The organism is Streptococcus sp. HMSC074F05 (assembly GCF_001808725.1).
In the GTDB taxonomy this organism is placed as follows: Bacteria; Bacillota; Bacilli; order Lactobacillales; family Streptococcaceae; genus Streptococcus; species Streptococcus parasanguinis_I.
This window is the reverse complement of sequence record NZ_KV794411.1, coordinates 710,250-725,688: the sequence shown is the minus strand read 5'-3', so window position 1 is coordinate 725,688 and position 15,439 is coordinate 710,250. Positions and strand designations below refer to the sequence as shown.

The 15,439-nt window shown below is 40.9% G+C and carries 18 protein-coding genes; 17 read left to right on the top strand and 1 reads right to left on the bottom strand.

Features of this window, described 5'->3' with window-relative positions; all coding sequences use genetic code 11:
• Positions 1-139: 139 nt before the first annotated feature.
• From HMPREF2685_RS07300 to HMPREF2685_RS07225, 16 genes are all read left to right on the top strand, one after another.
• Positions 140-1,426 carry a homoserine dehydrogenase gene (locus tag HMPREF2685_RS07300; RefSeq protein WP_070466149.1) on the top strand — a complete coding sequence of 429 codons (1,287 nt, stop codon included), beginning with the start codon at positions 140-142 and terminating at the stop codon, positions 1,424-1,426.
• Between the two features lie 2 nt (positions 1,427-1,428).
• Positions 1,429-2,295: a homoserine kinase gene (gene thrB, locus HMPREF2685_RS07295; protein WP_070466147.1), complete on the top strand. Its 867-nt coding sequence runs from the start codon at positions 1,429-1,431 to the stop codon at positions 2,293-2,295.
• Positions 2,296-2,378: 83 nt separating this feature from the next.
• Positions 2,379-3,359, top strand: coding sequence for a hypothetical protein (locus HMPREF2685_RS07290; protein WP_037585223.1), 981 nt, complete (start codon positions 2,379-2,381; stop codon positions 3,357-3,359).
• Between the two features lie 118 nt (positions 3,360-3,477).
• Positions 3,478-4,374, top strand: coding sequence for a UDP-N-acetylmuramate dehydrogenase (murB, locus tag HMPREF2685_RS07285; RefSeq protein ID WP_070466145.1), 897 nt, complete (start codon positions 3,478-3,480; stop codon positions 4,372-4,374).
• Between the two features lie 207 nt (positions 4,375-4,581).
• Positions 4,582-5,739, top strand: coding sequence for an ABC transporter ATP-binding protein (locus tag HMPREF2685_RS07280; protein WP_070466143.1), 1,158 nt, complete (start codon positions 4,582-4,584; stop codon positions 5,737-5,739).
• The gene (locus tag HMPREF2685_RS07275) at positions 5,720-6,526 is read left to right on the top strand and encodes an ABC transporter permease (protein WP_049475040.1); all 807 of its coding nucleotides are present in this window, start codon (positions 5,720-5,722) and stop codon (positions 6,524-6,526) included. Before HMPREF2685_RS07280 ends, HMPREF2685_RS07275 begins: the two co-directional genes overlap by 20 nt.
• Positions 6,523-7,296 (top strand): ABC transporter permease, encoded by a 774-nt coding sequence (locus tag HMPREF2685_RS07270; RefSeq protein ID WP_070466141.1) that lies wholly within the window; start codon positions 6,523-6,525, stop codon positions 7,294-7,296. Before HMPREF2685_RS07275 ends, HMPREF2685_RS07270 begins: the two co-directional genes overlap by 4 nt.
• Positions 7,293-8,363, top strand: a complete 1,071-nt coding sequence (locus HMPREF2685_RS07265) for an ABC transporter substrate-binding protein (RefSeq protein ID WP_031573562.1) — start codon at positions 7,293-7,295, stop codon at positions 8,361-8,363. The genes HMPREF2685_RS07270 and HMPREF2685_RS07265 overlap by 4 nt, the downstream gene beginning before the upstream one ends.
• Positions 8,364-8,508: 145 nt before the next feature.
• A complete protein-coding gene (locus tag HMPREF2685_RS07260) occupies positions 8,509-8,976 on the top strand; it encodes a hypothetical protein (RefSeq protein WP_049507336.1) in 468 nt (155 codons plus the stop codon).
• A gap of 31 nt (positions 8,977-9,007) precedes the next feature.
• Complete coding sequence (locus tag HMPREF2685_RS07255; RefSeq protein WP_070466139.1) at positions 9,008-9,433, top strand: hypothetical protein; 426 nt, start codon at positions 9,008-9,010, stop codon at positions 9,431-9,433.
• Between the two features lie 133 nt (positions 9,434-9,566).
• Positions 9,567-10,004 (top strand): lipoprotein BUG3, encoded by a 438-nt coding sequence (locus HMPREF2685_RS07250; protein WP_148130449.1) that lies wholly within the window; start codon positions 9,567-9,569, stop codon positions 10,002-10,004.
• Between the two features lie 46 nt (positions 10,005-10,050).
• Entirely contained in the window at positions 10,051-10,494 is a 444-nt protein-coding gene (locus HMPREF2685_RS07245) for a hypothetical protein (protein WP_070466135.1), read from the top strand.
• A 342-nt stretch (positions 10,495-10,836) separates the two neighbouring features.
• Positions 10,837-11,277 carry a hypothetical protein gene (locus HMPREF2685_RS07240; RefSeq protein WP_070466133.1) on the top strand — a complete coding sequence of 147 codons (441 nt, stop codon included), beginning with the start codon at positions 10,837-10,839 and terminating at the stop codon, positions 11,275-11,277.
• On the top strand, positions 11,270-12,970 hold the full coding sequence (locus tag HMPREF2685_RS07235) for a hypothetical protein (protein WP_070466131.1): 1,701 nt from the start codon (positions 11,270-11,272) through the stop codon (positions 12,968-12,970). The genes HMPREF2685_RS07240 and HMPREF2685_RS07235 overlap by 8 nt, the downstream gene beginning before the upstream one ends.
• A 15-nt stretch (positions 12,971-12,985) precedes the next feature.
• A complete protein-coding gene (locus HMPREF2685_RS07230) occupies positions 12,986-13,273 on the top strand; it encodes a hypothetical protein (protein WP_083279708.1) in 288 nt (95 codons plus the stop codon).
• A gap of 58 nt (positions 13,274-13,331) precedes the next feature.
• The gene (locus HMPREF2685_RS07225) at positions 13,332-13,670 is read left to right on the top strand and encodes a hypothetical protein (RefSeq protein WP_261710401.1); all 339 of its coding nucleotides are present in this window, start codon (positions 13,332-13,334) and stop codon (positions 13,668-13,670) included.
• Here HMPREF2685_RS07225 and HMPREF2685_RS07220 read toward each other — a convergent pair.
• Positions 13,653-14,087 carry a DUF6556 family protein gene (locus HMPREF2685_RS07220; protein WP_070466128.1) on the bottom strand — a complete coding sequence of 145 codons (435 nt, stop codon included), beginning with the start codon at positions 14,085-14,087 and terminating at the stop codon, positions 13,653-13,655. The two genes, HMPREF2685_RS07225 and HMPREF2685_RS07220, sit on opposite strands and share 18 nt — an antisense overlap.
• A 192-nt stretch (positions 14,088-14,279) precedes the next feature.
• Between HMPREF2685_RS07220 and HMPREF2685_RS07215 the strand changes: the two genes are divergently transcribed.
• On the top strand, positions 14,280-15,422 hold the full coding sequence (locus HMPREF2685_RS07215; RefSeq protein ID WP_070466126.1) for a cysteine desulfurase family protein: 1,143 nt from the start codon (positions 14,280-14,282) through the stop codon (positions 15,420-15,422).
• Positions 15,423-15,439: the final 17 nt, after the last annotated feature.

Genomic DNA, 15,439 nt, shown 5'->3' with positions numbered 1-15,439 from the left:
CAAATTCTATGTTCTTTTCCAGAACTTGCTACAGGCAGATCCTGTCATGAAAATTCAGAATTTTTAAGGCAATTGGCTGTCAAACGCTCAAGTTTTTGTTATAATGGAGCTACTATAGAAAATTCAAGGAGTCAATAGGATGTCTGTTAAGATTGCCTTACTAGGATTTGGTACTGTTGCAAGTGGCGTACCATTTTTATTAAAAGAAAACCATGAAAAAATCACCCAGGCAGCTCAAGATGAAATCGAGATCGCTAAGGTCTTTGTTCGTGATGATGCGGAAAAGGAAAAATTGCAAGCTGCTGGTCACAACTACAACTTTGTGACCAATGTTGATGAGATCATTCAAGACAAAGACATTGCCATCGTTGTCGAATTGATGGGTCGTATCGAGCCAGCTAAGACCTTTATCACCCGTGCCCTGGAAGCAGGCAAGCATGTAGTTTCTGCTAACAAAGACCTTCTTGCCGTTCATGGAAGCGAGTTGCTAGAGATTGCTCAAAAACACCAAGTGGCCCTTTATTATGAAGCTGCCGTAGCTGGTGGGATCCCAATCCTTCGGACCTTGGTGAATTCCCTTGTTTCTGACAAGGTGACCAAAGTGCTCGGTGTGGTCAATGGAACCTCTAACTTCATGATGACAAAAATGGTCGAAGAAGGCTGGACTTATGAAGATGCTTTAGCAGAAGCGCAACGCCTGGGTTACGCTGAAAGTGATCCAACCAACGACGTTGAAGGAATAGATGCTGCCTACAAGATGGTGATCTTGAGCCAGTTCGCTTTTGGAATGAATATCCAATTTGACCAAGTAGGTCACAAAGGAATCAGCCAAATCACTCCTCAAGATGTCTCGGTCGCTCAAAGCCTTGGATATGTCATCAAGCTGGTCGGCTCCATCGTTGAAACAGAGTCAGGGATCGCAGCAGAAGTGACACCAACCTTCCTTCCAAAACAGCATCCACTCGCAGGAGTGAACGACGTTATGAATGCAGTCTATGTAGAATCCATCGGTATTGGGGAGTCTATGTACTACGGACCAGGTGCTGGTCAAAAACCAACTGCGACAAGTGTCGTAGCCGACCTCGTTCGCATTGTCCGTCGACTAAAAGAAGGAACAATCGGTAAAGCCTTCAATGAATACAGCCGCCCTCTTCAATTGGCTAAGCCAGAAGACGTGAAGAACAATTATTACTTCTCAATTAAGGCACCAGATGCGACTGGTCAAATCTTGCGTCTTGCGGAGATCTTTAATGCAGAAGGAGCTTCCTTCAAACAAATCCTCCAAGAAGACTCAGATGGTCAATTTGCAAGTGTCGTCATCATTACTCACCGAGTCAACCAAACACAATTCAAGAACTTGGTTGAAAAATTGGATTCAGAGGCGAATTTCGAACTCTTGAATACCTTTAAAGTCTTGGGAGAATAAGCATGAAAATTATTGTTCCAGCAACCAGTGCCAATGTAGGGCCAGGCTTTGATTCTGTTGGGATTGCCGTGACTCGCTATTTGACTATTGAAGTCCTTGAATCAGCTGATGCTTGGTTTATTGAGCATGATCTAGGAGCAGGGATTCCGACAGATGAGAAAAACCTTTTGCTCTCAACAGCTCTTTCTATTTCAACAGACATGCAACCCCATCGGATCAAGATGACCAGTCAAGTGCCCTTGGCGCGTGGTCTTGGTTCTTCTAGCTCGGTCATTGTCGCAGGGATTGAATTGGCTAACCAATTAGCCAACCTCCAGCTGTCAGATGCTGAGAAATTACGCATCGCGACCGAGATCGAAGGTCATCCAGATAATGTAGCTCCAGCTATTTTTGGAAATATGGTCATCGCGAGCTACATCAGTGAAGATGTCCAATATGTCACGGCTGACTTCCCAAGCTGTGACCTTGTGGCCTTTGTACCGAGCTACCAATTGAAGACCAGTGATAGTCGAAATGTCCTACCGAAAGAATGGTCTTATAAAGAAGCTGTTGCAGCTAGTAGCGTAGCCAATGTCGCTATCGCAGCTCTCCTCAAGGGAGATTTGCTGACGGCCGGTCGCTCTATCGAGTCAGATCATTTCCATGAGCGCTACCGTCAATCTCTTATCAAAGAGTTCCCTCAGGTCAAAGAAGTCGCACATGCGCATGGGGCCTACGCTACCTATCTGTCAGGAGCAGGCCCAACAATCATGAACCTCTTAGCGCCAGAACATACAGCAGCCTTTGTCGCAGCTCTTGAAAAACTCGGGCTAGAAGGTCAGATTTTCCAACTTAAAATCGACACTTTTGGTGTTCGTGTTGAGAAATAAACCTCAATGTAACACAAATGAAAGAAGGATGTATACGAATGTATATGTCCTTTTTGCTTCTCCTATGGTAGAATGGGAATTGTATGGGGAAAAGCTCAAGCTTTCCCGAAAATCTAGGGGGAAATATGAAACCAGAATATTTATATAGTATTGCTACCGATCTTGGGCTGCAATTTGATGGCGAAGCCCGTGTGATGTATGGAGAGCGTGAAGGCTTCTTGTTAGTCATTGAAGGCGCTCAAACCAAGAATGTATTTACCATTTCACTCAGTGTGAAACAAGGTTCCGAAGGAGACTTGATCGAAGATAGTGAAATTCTTTGGAATGAATTAAAAGAACAATCAAAAGCCATTAATGCCATCTCTTCTGATGGTTACTTGACCTCGATCGTAGTCAAAGGTGGAATGACCAAAGGGAAGGCTGTCGAAACCTTATGGACAGCTATCCAAGATATTGTTGATTTCTTGCTCAACCACCAATTTGTGCAAGTGAATGCGCAAACGGGTGAGGAAGGGCCAATCGGTCTGTATCAAATTGGAGATGCGATCTTTTTAATCGACGATGAAACCTTTAGAGCCTACCAAGCCGAAGTGCAAGATACAGTTGAGGCTTATGAAGCGCGGGAAGAAAACTTCCTTTTAGGGATTGTAGGGGCTGTGATCGGTGTAATCATCGGTGGAGCAGTTGCCCTCTTGGTAGCGCGTCTTGGCTATGTATCTGTTTTAGCAGGGGCTGCCCTCGGTTATTGTACTATCAAAGGTTATGAGATTCTTGGTAAGAAATTGACTAAAAAAGGTGTGGTAGTTTCAGCTATTTTGATGGTCTTGACCGTCTTTTTGGTCAACCAATTAGATTATACTTTGGCGCTTATGAGTGAACTGGATTTGCCATTTGATATGTCCTGGACGCTTCTCAATGAAGCGACATTTTCAGGGGACGTCCCAGATAAATTTTACTTGAATCTAGGCTTGCTAGCTGTCTTTACTCTTGGTGGTGCTTGGATTTCGGTCAAATCAGCTCTGGATGGACAAAAGAATCGTGCTATCGCACGTAAAATTGCATAATAAATTGTAAAAGGAAGGCCTGAATATTATAGGTCTTCTTTTGTTTTTTAGGGTCGAAAAATAGTCAAAAATTTGGTATAATAGTTTGTATTTTTATAGAGAGAGAACAGACAGAAAGATGAATGAAAAAATGAATCAAATTCTTGAAGGGATTGATATCCGTTTTCAAGAACCTTTAAAACATTATACCTTCACAAAGGTCGGTGGGAATGCTGAATTTTTAGCCTTCCCTCGCAACCAATACGAATTAAAACGCATCGTCCAATTTGCCAACCAAAAGCAAATTCCATGGATGGTCCTGGGCAATGCGTCCAATATCATTGTCCGTGATGGGGGCATTCCGGGATTTGTCATTATGTTTGATCGCTTGCGTGACATCAGTGTGGACGGCTATGTGATCGAAGCAGAGGCAGGAGCTAAACTCATCGACACCACTCATGTGGCATTGCACCATAGTTTGAAAGGCTTCGAGTTTGCTAGTGGCATTCCAGGCAGTGTCGGTGGTGCTGTCTTTATGAATGCGGGAGCCTATGGGGGAGAAATCGCTCATGTCCTAGTATCCTGTAAGGTCTTGACCAAAGACGGAGAGATCGAAACTCTGTCAGCGAGTGAACTAGCTTTTGGCTACCGTCATTCTAAGATTCAAGAGACAGGTGCTGTCGTCATCTCTGCCAAATTTGCTTTGTCACCAGGCAATCACGAGGTGATCAAGCAGGAGATGGATCGGTTGACCCATCTTCGTCAGTTGAAACAACCCCTTGAATACCCTTCTTGTGGATCTGTCTTTAAGCGTCCTGTTGGCCATTTTGCAGGTCAATTAATCAGTGAAGCAGGTCTAAAGGGCTATCGAATCGGTGGTGTGGAAGTTTCTGAAAAACATGCCGGCTTTATGGTCAATGTCGATAATGGAACGGCTAAGGACTATGAAGATTTGATCGCCCATGTCATTGAGGCAGTAGAAGCTCACTCAGGCGTCCGTTTAGAACCAGAAGTTCGCATAATCGGCCAAGCCTAAAAGCTTAAGTATTGAAGAACAATTGATTGTGAATCATCGATAGCATCAGTCGGAGAGGGGGTGAGTGCCTATCGATACCGTAAATAGGTGGGGCAGTCTAGTAAGTCCCCGAGAGGTATTGGTGGTCTGACAGGTCTTCCTGTCAGCCGCTGCGTTTTCGTTTGAAAAGCAGTTTGCTAATCGCAGTAAAGAAGGAATTTGTGTGAATTGAAAAAACCAATTATTGAGTTTAAAAATGTTTCAAAGGTCTTTGAAGATAGCGGAACCGTTGTCCTAAAGGATATCAATTTTGAATTGGAAGAAGGGAAGTTCTATACCCTGCTCGGTGCATCTGGATCAGGAAAATCAACTATCCTTAATATTATTGCTGGTCTTTTGGATGCTAGCTCTGGAGATGTCTACCTTGATGGGGAACGGATCAATGATGTCCCTACCAACAAGCGGGATGTCCACACCGTCTTTCAGTCCTATGCCCTGTTTCCGCATATGACGGTCTTTGAAAATGTGGCTTTCCCCCTTCGTTTGAAAAAGCTGGACAAGGCTGAGATTGAACGCCGTGTTTCAGAAGTCTTGAAAATGGTCCAGTTAGCAGGATTTGAAAAACGTTCAATCCAAAAATTATCGGGTGGTCAACGCCAGCGGGTAGCTATTGCCCGGGCTATTATCAATGAACCACGAGTGGTCCTTTTAGATGAGCCTTTGTCTGCACTTGACTTGAAACTTCGGACAGACATGCAGTATGAGTTGCGGGAATTGCAACAACGCTTGGGCATTACCTTTGTCTTTGTTACCCACGACCAAGAAGAAGCCCTTGCCATGAGTGACTGGATCTTTGTCATGAATGAAGGAGAGATCGTCCAATCTGGTACACCAGTAGATATCTATGATGAACCGATCAACCACTTTGTAGCGACCTTTATCGGGGAGTCCAACATCCTAGATGGTCGCATGATCGAGGACTACTTGGTTGAGTTCAATGGCAAACGCTTTGAAGCGGTCGACGGGGGGATGCGTCCAAATGAACCAGTTGAAGTCGTCATTCGTCCAGAAGACTTGCGCATCACTCTTCCTGAAGAAGGCAAGCTTCAAGTAAAGGTGGACACCCAGCTCTTCCGTGGTGTGCATTACGAGATCATCGCCTATGATGATTTGGGAAATGAGTGGATGATTCACTCTACTCGTAAGGCCATCGTGGGAGAAGTCATCGGGCTAGACTTTGAACCAGAAGACATCCACGTCATGCGTCTCAATGAAACCGAAGAAGAATTCGATGCGCGGATCGAAGAGTACGTTGAAGTGGAAGAGCAAGAAGCTGGTTTGATTAATGCCATTGAGGAGGAGAGAGATGAAGAAAACAACCTCTAATCTATTTATCCTCCCCTATTTCTTGTGGATTTTTCTCTTTGTCTTGGCTCCTGTAGTCATGATTATCTTTCAATCGTTTTTCAACGTTGAAGGGCAGTTTTCACTTGAAAACTACAAAGAGTTCTTTACTTCGCAAAATCTGACCTATTTAAAGATGAGCTTTAATTCGGTCCTTTATGCCGGAATCGTCACCTTGGTGACGCTCTTGATCTCCTACCCGACTGCTTACTTTTTGACGCTGCTCAAACACCGGCAGTTGTGGTTGATGTTGATCGTCTTGCCAACCTGGGTCAATCTCTTGCTCAAGGCCTATGCCTTTATCGGAATATTTGGGCAAAACGGCTCCATTAATAGCTTTTTAAGCTTTCTCGGAGTCGCTCCCCAGCAGATCCTCTTTACTGATTTCTCCTTTATCTTTGTAGCCAGCTACATCGAGTTGCCTTTTATGATCTTGCCGATCTTTAATGTCTTAGATGACTTAGATCCAAACTTGATCAATGCCAGCTATGATTTGGGAGCCAATCGTTGGGATACCTTCCGTCATGTGGTCTTCCCCTTGTCCATGAATGGAGTCCGCTCAGGTGTGCAGTCTGTCTTTATTCCTAGTCTGAGTCTCTTCATGTTGACACGGATGATCGGTGGAAACCGAGTCATTACCTTAGGGACTGCGATTGAACAGCACTTCCTGACAACACAAAACTGGGGAATGGGTTCTACCATCGGAGTTGTTCTGATCCTTGCTATGCTCCTTACCATGTGGGCAACTAGAGAAAGGAGAGAACGATGAAAAAAGTATCTCATTTCTATCTAGCTTTTGTCTTTCTGATCCTCTATCTTCCTATCTTCTATTTGATCTTTTATGCCTTCAATAAAGGGGGAGATATGAATGCCTTCACAGGGTTCACGCTTGAGCATTTCAATGAATTGTTCGCAGATGGTCGCCTGATGCTGATCTTATCAGAGACCTTCCTCTTGGCCTTCTTGTCAGCCTTGATTGCGACAGTGATTGGAACCTTTGGAGCCATCTATATTTACCAATCCAAGAAAAAGTTAGAAGGACCTTTGCTCTCCATTAACAACATTCTCATGGTAGCGCCAGACGTTATGATCGGGGCCAGCTTCTTGATTCTCTTTACGACGGTGAAGTACCAGCTAGGTTTCTTATCAGTTCTAGCTAGTCACGTGGCCTTCTCGATTCCCATTGTGGTCTTGATGGTTTTGCCGCGCCTTAAGGAAATGAACCGGGATATGGTTAATGCAGCCTATGACTTAGGAGCTACTCAAGTGCAAATGCTCAAAGAGATCATGTTGCCTTATCTGACACCAGCCATTATCGCCGGCTACTTTATGGCTTTTACCTATTCGCTTGATGACTTTGCCGTGACCTTCTTTGTAACCGGAAATGGCTTTACAACCTTATCTGTAGAGATCTACTCACGTGCCCGTCAAGGAATTTCCCTCAGTATCAATGCCTTGTCTGCCCTTGTCTTTCTCTTTAGTGTGCTCTTGGTCATCGGTTACTACTTTATTACTCGTGAAAAGGAGGAAGCAGCATGAAAAAACTTTATTCATTCCTAACTGGGATTGTCCTTGTCATTCTGGTCCTCTGGGGAATTAGCCACCAGATCGAAGCGAGCATGAATACCAAAAATAGTGACAAGCTGGTCATCTACAACTGGGGAGATTATATCGATCCAGACTTGCTCAAGGAATTCACCAAAGAAACAGGGATTCAGGTGCAATATGATACCTTTGATTCCAACGAAGCCATGTACACTAAGATCAAGCAAGGTGGAACTACCTACGATATTGCGATACCTAGTGAATACATGATTGCCAAGATGATGGATGAACATCTGGTTGAAAAGTTGGACCAATCCAAGATCAAAGGGATGGAAAATATCGATCCAAAACTCTTGAACCAATCGTTTGATCCGGGCAACCAATATTCAGTCCCTTACTTCTGGGGTACCTTGGGGATCGTCTACAATACCAAGATGGTCAAAAATGCTCCTGAACATTGGTCAGATCTCTGGCGTGAAGAGTACAGAAATGACATCATGATGTACGATGGTGCGCGTGAGGTCATGGGAATTGGTCTCAATACCTTGGGCTATAGCCTCAATGAAAAGGATCCAAAGAAATTGCAAGAGGCAGTAGATAAACTCTACACCTTGACGCCAAACATCAAAGCTTTGGTTGCTGATGAGATGAAAGGCTATATGATCCAAAACAATGCGGCTATTGGGGTGACCTTCTCAGGAGAAGCCAGCCAAATGCTCGAAGCCAATAAGGATCTTCGCTATGTCGTCCCAACTGAAGCCAGCAACCTTTGGTTTGATAACATTGTCATTCCAAAAACCGTGAAAAATAAAGAAGCAGCATATGCCTTTATTAACTTCATGCTTCGTCCTAAAAATGCTTTAAAAAATGCTCTTTATGTCGGCTACTCAACGCCAAATAAAAAAGCCAAAGCCATGTTGCCAAAAGAAATCCAAGATGACCAATCCTTCTATCCAAGCGATGAAACACTGGACCATTTGGAAGTCTATCAACAATTAGGCAAGAAATTGCTTGGAGTCTATAACGATCTTTACCTTCAGGTCAAGATGTATCGAAAATAACACAAAAGGAACTTCCGGGTTCCTTTTTGATTACCTTTAAAAAGCTCTAACTAGTGACTTAGATTGAGATTCAAATGAAAGATGCTATAATAGTAAGGAAAGTGACCGCCTATTTAGTCATGAAAGGAAGGATTGGAGAAAAAAAATGAAGAGACGAGTGGAATTATTTTTAATCATCCTGTTACCGATTCTAGGACTGGTTTTTCTTGGAGGAAAAATCATGACCCTGACCAAAAGGCCGGAGCAGAAGATAACAAGCACTTCTTCAAAGAAAGTTGTACAAAAATCAAAGGAAGAAATAAAAAAAGAGCAAATCGCTTATCTAAAAGAGCACGAGCAAGAAATCGTCGATTTTGTGAAATCCCAAAATCCAAAAGTCGAATCCGTTCAGGTTAATTGGAACAGTATGCAAATTGAAGAGTCTGGGAATGGAACGCCTCAGGGTGGTGGATACAATTTATCTATTTCTGGTAAAATTAATCAATTAGAAAACACAAAATTCTCCGTTGATTTTTACCTAGAAGATCAAAATAGCATACCAACTATCAAAAAAATGGGGATGCTAAATGATATCTATATCGAGGAAAATGGTGGCTGGAAAATTTTTTCCTAAGTAAATAGAAGTATTAGTGTTATTAGGAAACATGAAAAGTAAAATGAATTGTACACTTAAGTTAATATCTTTAATGCTAATTTTCACAATTATTGGAGGTTGTAGTGTAAAGCAAAAAGCTCATACGAAACAAGCACAAACTGCAACCTCTTCCTCCACTAAAGAAGATACAGCAACTGTTACTCAAAGGCAAGTCGACTTCTTAAAAAAACACGAGTCCGAAATTACGAACTACATAAAGTCGAATGATCCAGAAGTTGTTCGGGTCAAGTATGACTGGGATAGCGTGAAAGTAGGAGATAGTGGTTCTTTTACAGAATCTGGGTTTGACATTCGTTTAAAGGTCTATGGGGCAAATGATAAGGAACTCAATGGTTATTCATTTTTTATTGTCCCAAAACCAAATGTTGAGAATCCAACTTCAATTGATTCAATCTCTGGTTCGAATTTTCCTTAATAAAATCAACAGATCATTCTAGCTATGAAGAGGGAAGGATTCCAAAAATACTTAAGCTATGAGTTTATAATAGATCCAGAAATGATAGGTGGACATTTTAAAGAAAAATCTGTACAAAATGGTAGGAGGACTTATGAAAAGTCGAAAAATCATGATGATAGGTGTATCAATTGCGGTGGTGCTATGTATAGTTGGATGTACCGTGAAACAGAAGGAAGATACCAAGCAAGATAAAACGAATGTTTCATCGTCAATCAAAGTAGACAAAAAAGCCATTAAACAAAAACAGCTCGCTATTCTCAAGGAACATGAGCAAGAAATCGTCGATTTTGTGAAAGCCCAAAATCCGAAAGTTGAATCCGTTCAAATATATTGGGATGAAACTGAGTGGGGAGTAGCAGGAAATGGGACGCCACAAGGTGGTGACGAGATGATTCTCATTTTTGGCGGATTTAATCAAAATTCTGAATCGAGTTGGAGAGTTGATGTAGTTGTGGAAGATGGAAAAATAAAATTAAAGACAATGTCTTTGGGCCAATACTTAAGGATAGGTGGAAGAATTTTCGAATAAATAAGTTGATAGATCAATTTGAAGTGTATAGATTGGAGAAGATTAAATGAAGAGACAAATGGAACTATTTTTGATTATTTTGTTACCAATCCTAGGACTGGTTTTTCTTGGAGGAAAAATCATGCCCTTGACCAAAAGACCCGAACAGAAGATAACGACCTCATCTCCAAAGAAAGTCGTACAAAAACCAGAAGGAGACATAAAAAAAGAACAACTGGACTACCTAAAAGAACACGAACAGAAGGTTATTGATTTAGTCAAAGCACAAAATTCAAAAGTTGAATCCGTTCAGATTGATTGGGATCAGACACAATGGGGTGATGGTGGACTGACAACTCCTGAATATTATATGAGTGTTTATGGACGTATAAATAATATTGAAGAATCGGGTTGGGGAGTAGATATCCCAATTAATGATGACAATACATTGAATCTAGATGAGATGTATATAGGATCCGACATTAACATAGGGGGAAGATTATTTGAGTAATTTGAACTTAAAATGATAGGAAAAAACGTGCTATGTGTAAGTAATAGACCATTAGTCTAGATCGTAACCAACGTCATAACTCTTTAATTTAAAACTTTGATAATCAAAAGTAAAGAATTAATTAACTCATGTTTTAAAAAGCTCTATGTAGTGAGATAACTTGATTTTCAAACTATAAATGCTATAATAATTAAAATAATATTCATCTAGTTTTCAATCTTAGAATAGAAAATAGCAGATAAATAGTATGAGTTGAACAAATGACTATTACAATGAGTTTGTTAAGAGAAATGACAGGTGGAAATTTTAGAGAATAATCTGTACAGAATGATAGGAGGACTCATGAAAAGTCGAAAAATCATGATAATAGTTGCTTCAATTGCAGTGTTGCTAAGTATAGGAGGATGTACCGTGAAACATAAAGATGATACAAAACAAGGAAAAACGATTGCTGCTTCATCTACGAAAGACCTAAAGGAAGATGAAGAAACTATAAAGAAAAAACAACTGGACTATCTAAAAGAACACGAACAGGAAATTGTTGATTTAGTCAAAGCACAAAATTCAAAAGTTGAATCCGTTCAGATTGATTGGGATCAGACACAATGGGGTGATGGTGGACTGACAACTCCTGAATATTATATGAGTGTTTATGGACGTATAAATAATATTGAAGAATCGGGTTGGGGAGTAGATATCCCAATTAATGAGGATAATACATTAAATTTAGATGAGATGTATGTAGGATCCTACATTAGAGTAGGGGGGAAATTATTTGACTAATTGGAATTTAAAAAGTTTTGATAATCTATATGCTTCATTAGCAGAATCAGCTTACAGAGATAGACCAAATAAGTTTCCATATGAACAATTGGATCCGGAAAGTCGAAAAAAATTTGATTCAGGGAAATCCATTGAATTTAATTTCTCCATAGATGCAAAAGATAAGGATGGACAGATAACTAAAGGTGGCGGTACGGATCTACCGAATGGTGGCAATGTTTATCTTCAACCGGATAATAAAAAGTTGTTAGAGGATGAAGAAACTGGATACCACGCTTATTATGTCACAGATACTGATACGATCAACGCGAATACGCACCAGACTTATTTTTCGATTCGTGGAAGTGATGGTTTTGGAATTAATTTACCACAAATCAAAAAAGGTAATTTTAAGGAATTTAACTATCAAGATTGGATCAATAATGATGCAGCTTTTGCTCTTACGGATGCGATCGTCCCTCAAGCACAGTATGCTACAAAAGGGATGAAAGAAAAGATCGCTGAATTAGAGGAAAAAGCTGCACCGGATGCTAAAATGGATGTAACGGCTCATTCGCTTGGAACAATGGTATCCGTACAAGGTTTGGCAGGATTATCTGAATCAGAATTGAATCACGTTGGAAAAGCAGTTCTTTTTGATGGCCCAGATACAACAGCTAGTTTAAAAAAAGCTGGGTATAGTGATGAAAAACTGAAATTATTAGATGAAAAAATTGTTTATTATGTCAACCCTTTTGATCCAGTTAGCATGCTCAATCGGGATAGACCTTGGGATCAACAACTTGGTAAAGTTAATGTAGTTGTCCCAATTAAGTATACTAGTATGATGAACAAGTATTCCTCTCATGATTTCGGTGCCTATCAAATAGACAGTTATGGCAATATCCTAACGGCATCGGAATCCTATCATCCAGAGTTGTTAGTTGCAGGTCAGAGACTTGCTAAGCTGAACAGAAGAACTATAGATAACCTGAAGAATTATATTCCTGAGGAAGCAATTGAACGCATTGTGACAATGAAACCAGAAGTATTTCAAAAACTTACTTCATTGTTACATGAAGCATTAAAAGATCCTTTGAATCATAAGACAGAAATTTATCTAATATTCCGTGACGGATTTGGTATTGGTATCACTGATGCCACGAAAATAATTTCTAATATACCTTCAATTGCTTCAGGACTTTCAGAATATTTACAAGAATATGATAAAATTATAAAAGATGCTCAGAAAGCTTCTTTGGAATGGGATAGAAAAAATTTAGACCTCAAGAATCCTAATAATTTGCACAACAAAATCAAAAGTGTTGGGAGCTATGCGGAGCGAATCTTACTTCGAACAGAATTGTTATATGCAGCAGTTCAATTGGCAGATGCAGATATTGAGCAGAAGGTGTCAGAAACAGAGAAAATGATCACGACTGCGGAAAAAAATGTAAAAGCTTCGGTTGAATCATCTAGAAATACTGTTTATGCATTAGGATGGGCATTATTGGCAAGTGAAAGAGAAAGTTTAATGACTGACTTGACTTTTGAACATTTGTGGGATAGCGGAATTGCGGAGACCGATAAAAGTAATTTAAAGAACTACAAAGAAAAAATAAGTGGCTTCTCAAAGAGTATGATTCAATGTGCGCAGAAACTTGTAGAGGTTGATGAACAAGGCGCTGCTGATATTTTTGGATCCTTATCATAAAAGAAGGAGGAAACGATGCCAATAAGTTTACCGTTTATGAATGAAAAACTGATGGAAGTACTGAAAGCACAGCAGAGATTAGCAGTAAAAGCGGCTGTTGCAGTGGCAGTTAATACTATAAAATTTACAAATGCTCCTCTTCAACGAAACTTGAAAACAAAAGCAGAGGAATTAGAAAACTATGCTAAAAAGACTTACAGTGAAAATATCACGGATGGTCTTGAAGGACAAGCCGCAACTGCGGCAAAAGACTATTTGTCTAAAGTGAGCAAACCAGAACTGACTAGTCCGCTTAGAAATTGAGAATTGACAGAAGATGAAGGAAGATCTTTATAAATTAGAACTTGAATTTGATAGTAAAATGAAACAGTTAAAGAAAAAAGAGGAATCTCTTGAAGAAGATCTCTCTTATTTTCTACAGCAAACGGATCAGTTGAAAGAAGAAGTCTATCGCATGGCAGAAGGTGAGTTACCTGCAGAAGTTCATACTTATTTTTTCCAAATGGATGAAAATAGTGAACGATTTCGACGTGACGTCTTTGAACAATTGGATCAAATCCAGGAAGAGCGCTCAAAGCTCAAATGGGAGTATGACAATGAGATAGATGCTTTCTATAAAAATCAGAAAAAGCTGGAATCGAAAGCCAAAAAAAAAATCAGTAAGGGCGCCCTTACTGATTTTTTAGTTGGTTCCGGATGATGCTGTATCTGTCCCACTGTCTGTTACTGTGGAGCCTTGGTCTTGTGCGACAGATGAACTGGTGTCTGTAGCGGATGAGCTATCGGTTTCTTTTTGTGAACTAGCATCTGTATTGCTTGAATCGGTTTGCGTATTGGTATTAGCATCTGTATTGGTAGCGCTAGAGTCAGAACCCTTATCATGAACCACGACGACGCTGGTGCTACTAGATGGTTTGTCTTCTGTCTTTTGATTGTCTTTATTGAGCAGGCTCATAATGGTAAAGGAAGTGACGATAATCCCTAAAAGACTAGCAATTGTAGCTACAACCGTTTGAAATACGGATAGGCCTTGTTTGACTTTTTCACCACGTGAGGGTCTAGAATCTGTAGTATCCTCAGGTTTTTGGTTTTTGTTGCTTCTTGAATATTGTGACATGTTCATTCTCTTTCTATCAAAAATTGTTTTTTAACACTTTCCTATTATAAGTCATTTTCTGAAAAATGTCTAAAAAGAACTGAATTTTATGGAGTGATTTTACCTCATCTCTCTTTATCAAATCCTTGTCCCAAGCGGTTAGAAATGATAAAATAGAAGTTACGTAAAAAGAAAGTGATGGATGTGTAGGACATGATTTATTTTGACAATTCAGCAACGACCAAACCTTATCCAGAGGCCCTTGCGACCTATACAGAAGTAGTGACACGGATCTGGGGCAACCCTTCTAGTTTGCACAATCTAGGTAGTCAAGCGACTCGTATTTTAGAAGCTTCTCGGAAACAAATTGCGGAGCTAATTGGCAAGAAAGCTGAGGAAATTTACTTCACGTCTGGTGGGACCGAAGGGGACAACTGGATCCTCAAGGGTGTCGCTTTTGAGAAAGCTCCTTATGGCAAGCATATCATTGTCTCTGACATCGAGCATCCCGCTATCAAGGAGTCCGCTGCTTGGTTAAAGACGCAGGGATTCGAAGTGGATTATGCTCCAGTGGATGCGCGTGGCTTTGTTAAAGTGGATGCCTTGGCTAGTCTTCTCCGTCCAGATACGACCTTGGTCTCTATCATGGCCGTCAACAATGAGATTGGCTCCATCCAGCCCATCCATGAAATCGCGGCTCTCCTTGAGGATCGCCCAACGATTAGTTTCCATGTCGATGCGGTTCAAGCTTTAGCCAAGGTAGCAACAGAAGTTTATCTACCAGAGCGCGTGGACTTTGCGACCTTCTCTAGTCATAAATTCCATGGTCTTCGTGGAGTTGGCTTTGTCTACATCAAAGAAGGCAAAAAGATCACACCCCTCTTAACGGGTGGAGGTCAAGAAAAAGAAATGCGCTCGACAACTGAGAACGTGGCAGGTATCGCAGCAACAGCAAAAGCCCTACGCTTAGCTATGGAAAACCAAGAAGCTTTTGCCAGTAAGACCCAGCAGATGAAAGAAGTGATCCGCAAAGAATTGGCCAACTATCCAGATGTCACTATCTTTTCTGGTGAGGATCACTTTGCCCCTCACATCTTGACTTTCGGGATCAAGGGAGTTCGTGGTGAAGTAGTGGTCCATGCCTTTGAAGAGTTTGATATTTACATCTCGACCACTAGTGCCTGCTCGTCCAAGGCTGGAAAACCAGCTGGAACCTTGATTGCCATGGGAGTGGACAAGAGTGTTGCACAGACAGCTGTCCGCCTCAGTCTCGATCTTGAAAATGACATGAGCCAAGTCGAGCAATTCTTGACCAAGTTCAAACTGATTTACGAACAAACACGAAAAGTACGTTAATTTTAGAAGGAAATCAA

Bases quoted from the DNA above. Each gene is read 5' to 3' on its own strand.
- HMPREF2685_RS07300 (WP_070466149.1), top strand. From the start codon at position 140: ATGTCTGTTAAGATTGCCTTACTAGGATTTGGTACTGTTGCAAGTGGC.
- thrB (WP_070466147.1), top strand. From the start codon at position 1,429: ATGAAAATTATTGTTCCAGCAACCAGTGCCAATGTAGGGCCAGGCTTT.
- HMPREF2685_RS07290 (WP_037585223.1), top strand. From the start codon at position 2,379: ATGGGGAAAAGCTCAAGCTTTCCCGAAAATCTAGGGGGAAATATGAAA.
- murB (WP_070466145.1), top strand. From the start codon at position 3,478: ATGAATGAAAAAATGAATCAAATTCTTGAAGGGATTGATATCCGTTTT.
- HMPREF2685_RS07275 (WP_049475040.1), top strand. From the start codon at position 5,720: ATGAAGAAAACAACCTCTAATCTATTTATCCTCCCCTATTTCTTGTGG.
- HMPREF2685_RS07270 (WP_070466141.1), top strand. From the start codon at position 6,523: ATGAAAAAAGTATCTCATTTCTATCTAGCTTTTGTCTTTCTGATCCTC.
- HMPREF2685_RS07265 (WP_031573562.1), top strand. From the start codon at position 7,293: ATGAAAAAACTTTATTCATTCCTAACTGGGATTGTCCTTGTCATTCTG.
- HMPREF2685_RS07260 (WP_049507336.1), top strand. From the start codon at position 8,509: ATGAAGAGACGAGTGGAATTATTTTTAATCATCCTGTTACCGATTCTA.
- HMPREF2685_RS07255 (WP_070466139.1), top strand. From the start codon at position 9,008: ATGAAAAGTAAAATGAATTGTACACTTAAGTTAATATCTTTAATGCTA.
- HMPREF2685_RS07250 (WP_148130449.1), top strand. From the start codon at position 9,567: ATGAAAAGTCGAAAAATCATGATGATAGGTGTATCAATTGCGGTGGTG.
- HMPREF2685_RS07245 (WP_070466135.1), top strand. From the start codon at position 10,051: ATGAAGAGACAAATGGAACTATTTTTGATTATTTTGTTACCAATCCTA.
- HMPREF2685_RS07240 (WP_070466133.1), top strand. From the start codon at position 10,837: ATGAAAAGTCGAAAAATCATGATAATAGTTGCTTCAATTGCAGTGTTG.
- HMPREF2685_RS07230 (WP_083279708.1), top strand. From the start codon at position 12,986: ATGCCAATAAGTTTACCGTTTATGAATGAAAAACTGATGGAAGTACTG.
- HMPREF2685_RS07225 (WP_261710401.1), top strand. From the start codon at position 13,332: ATGAAACAGTTAAAGAAAAAAGAGGAATCTCTTGAAGAAGATCTCTCT.
- HMPREF2685_RS07220 (WP_070466128.1), bottom strand. From the start codon at position 14,087: ATGTCACAATATTCAAGAAGCAACAAAAACCAAAAACCTGAGGATACT.
- HMPREF2685_RS07215 (WP_070466126.1), top strand. From the start codon at position 14,280: ATGATTTATTTTGACAATTCAGCAACGACCAAACCTTATCCAGAGGCC.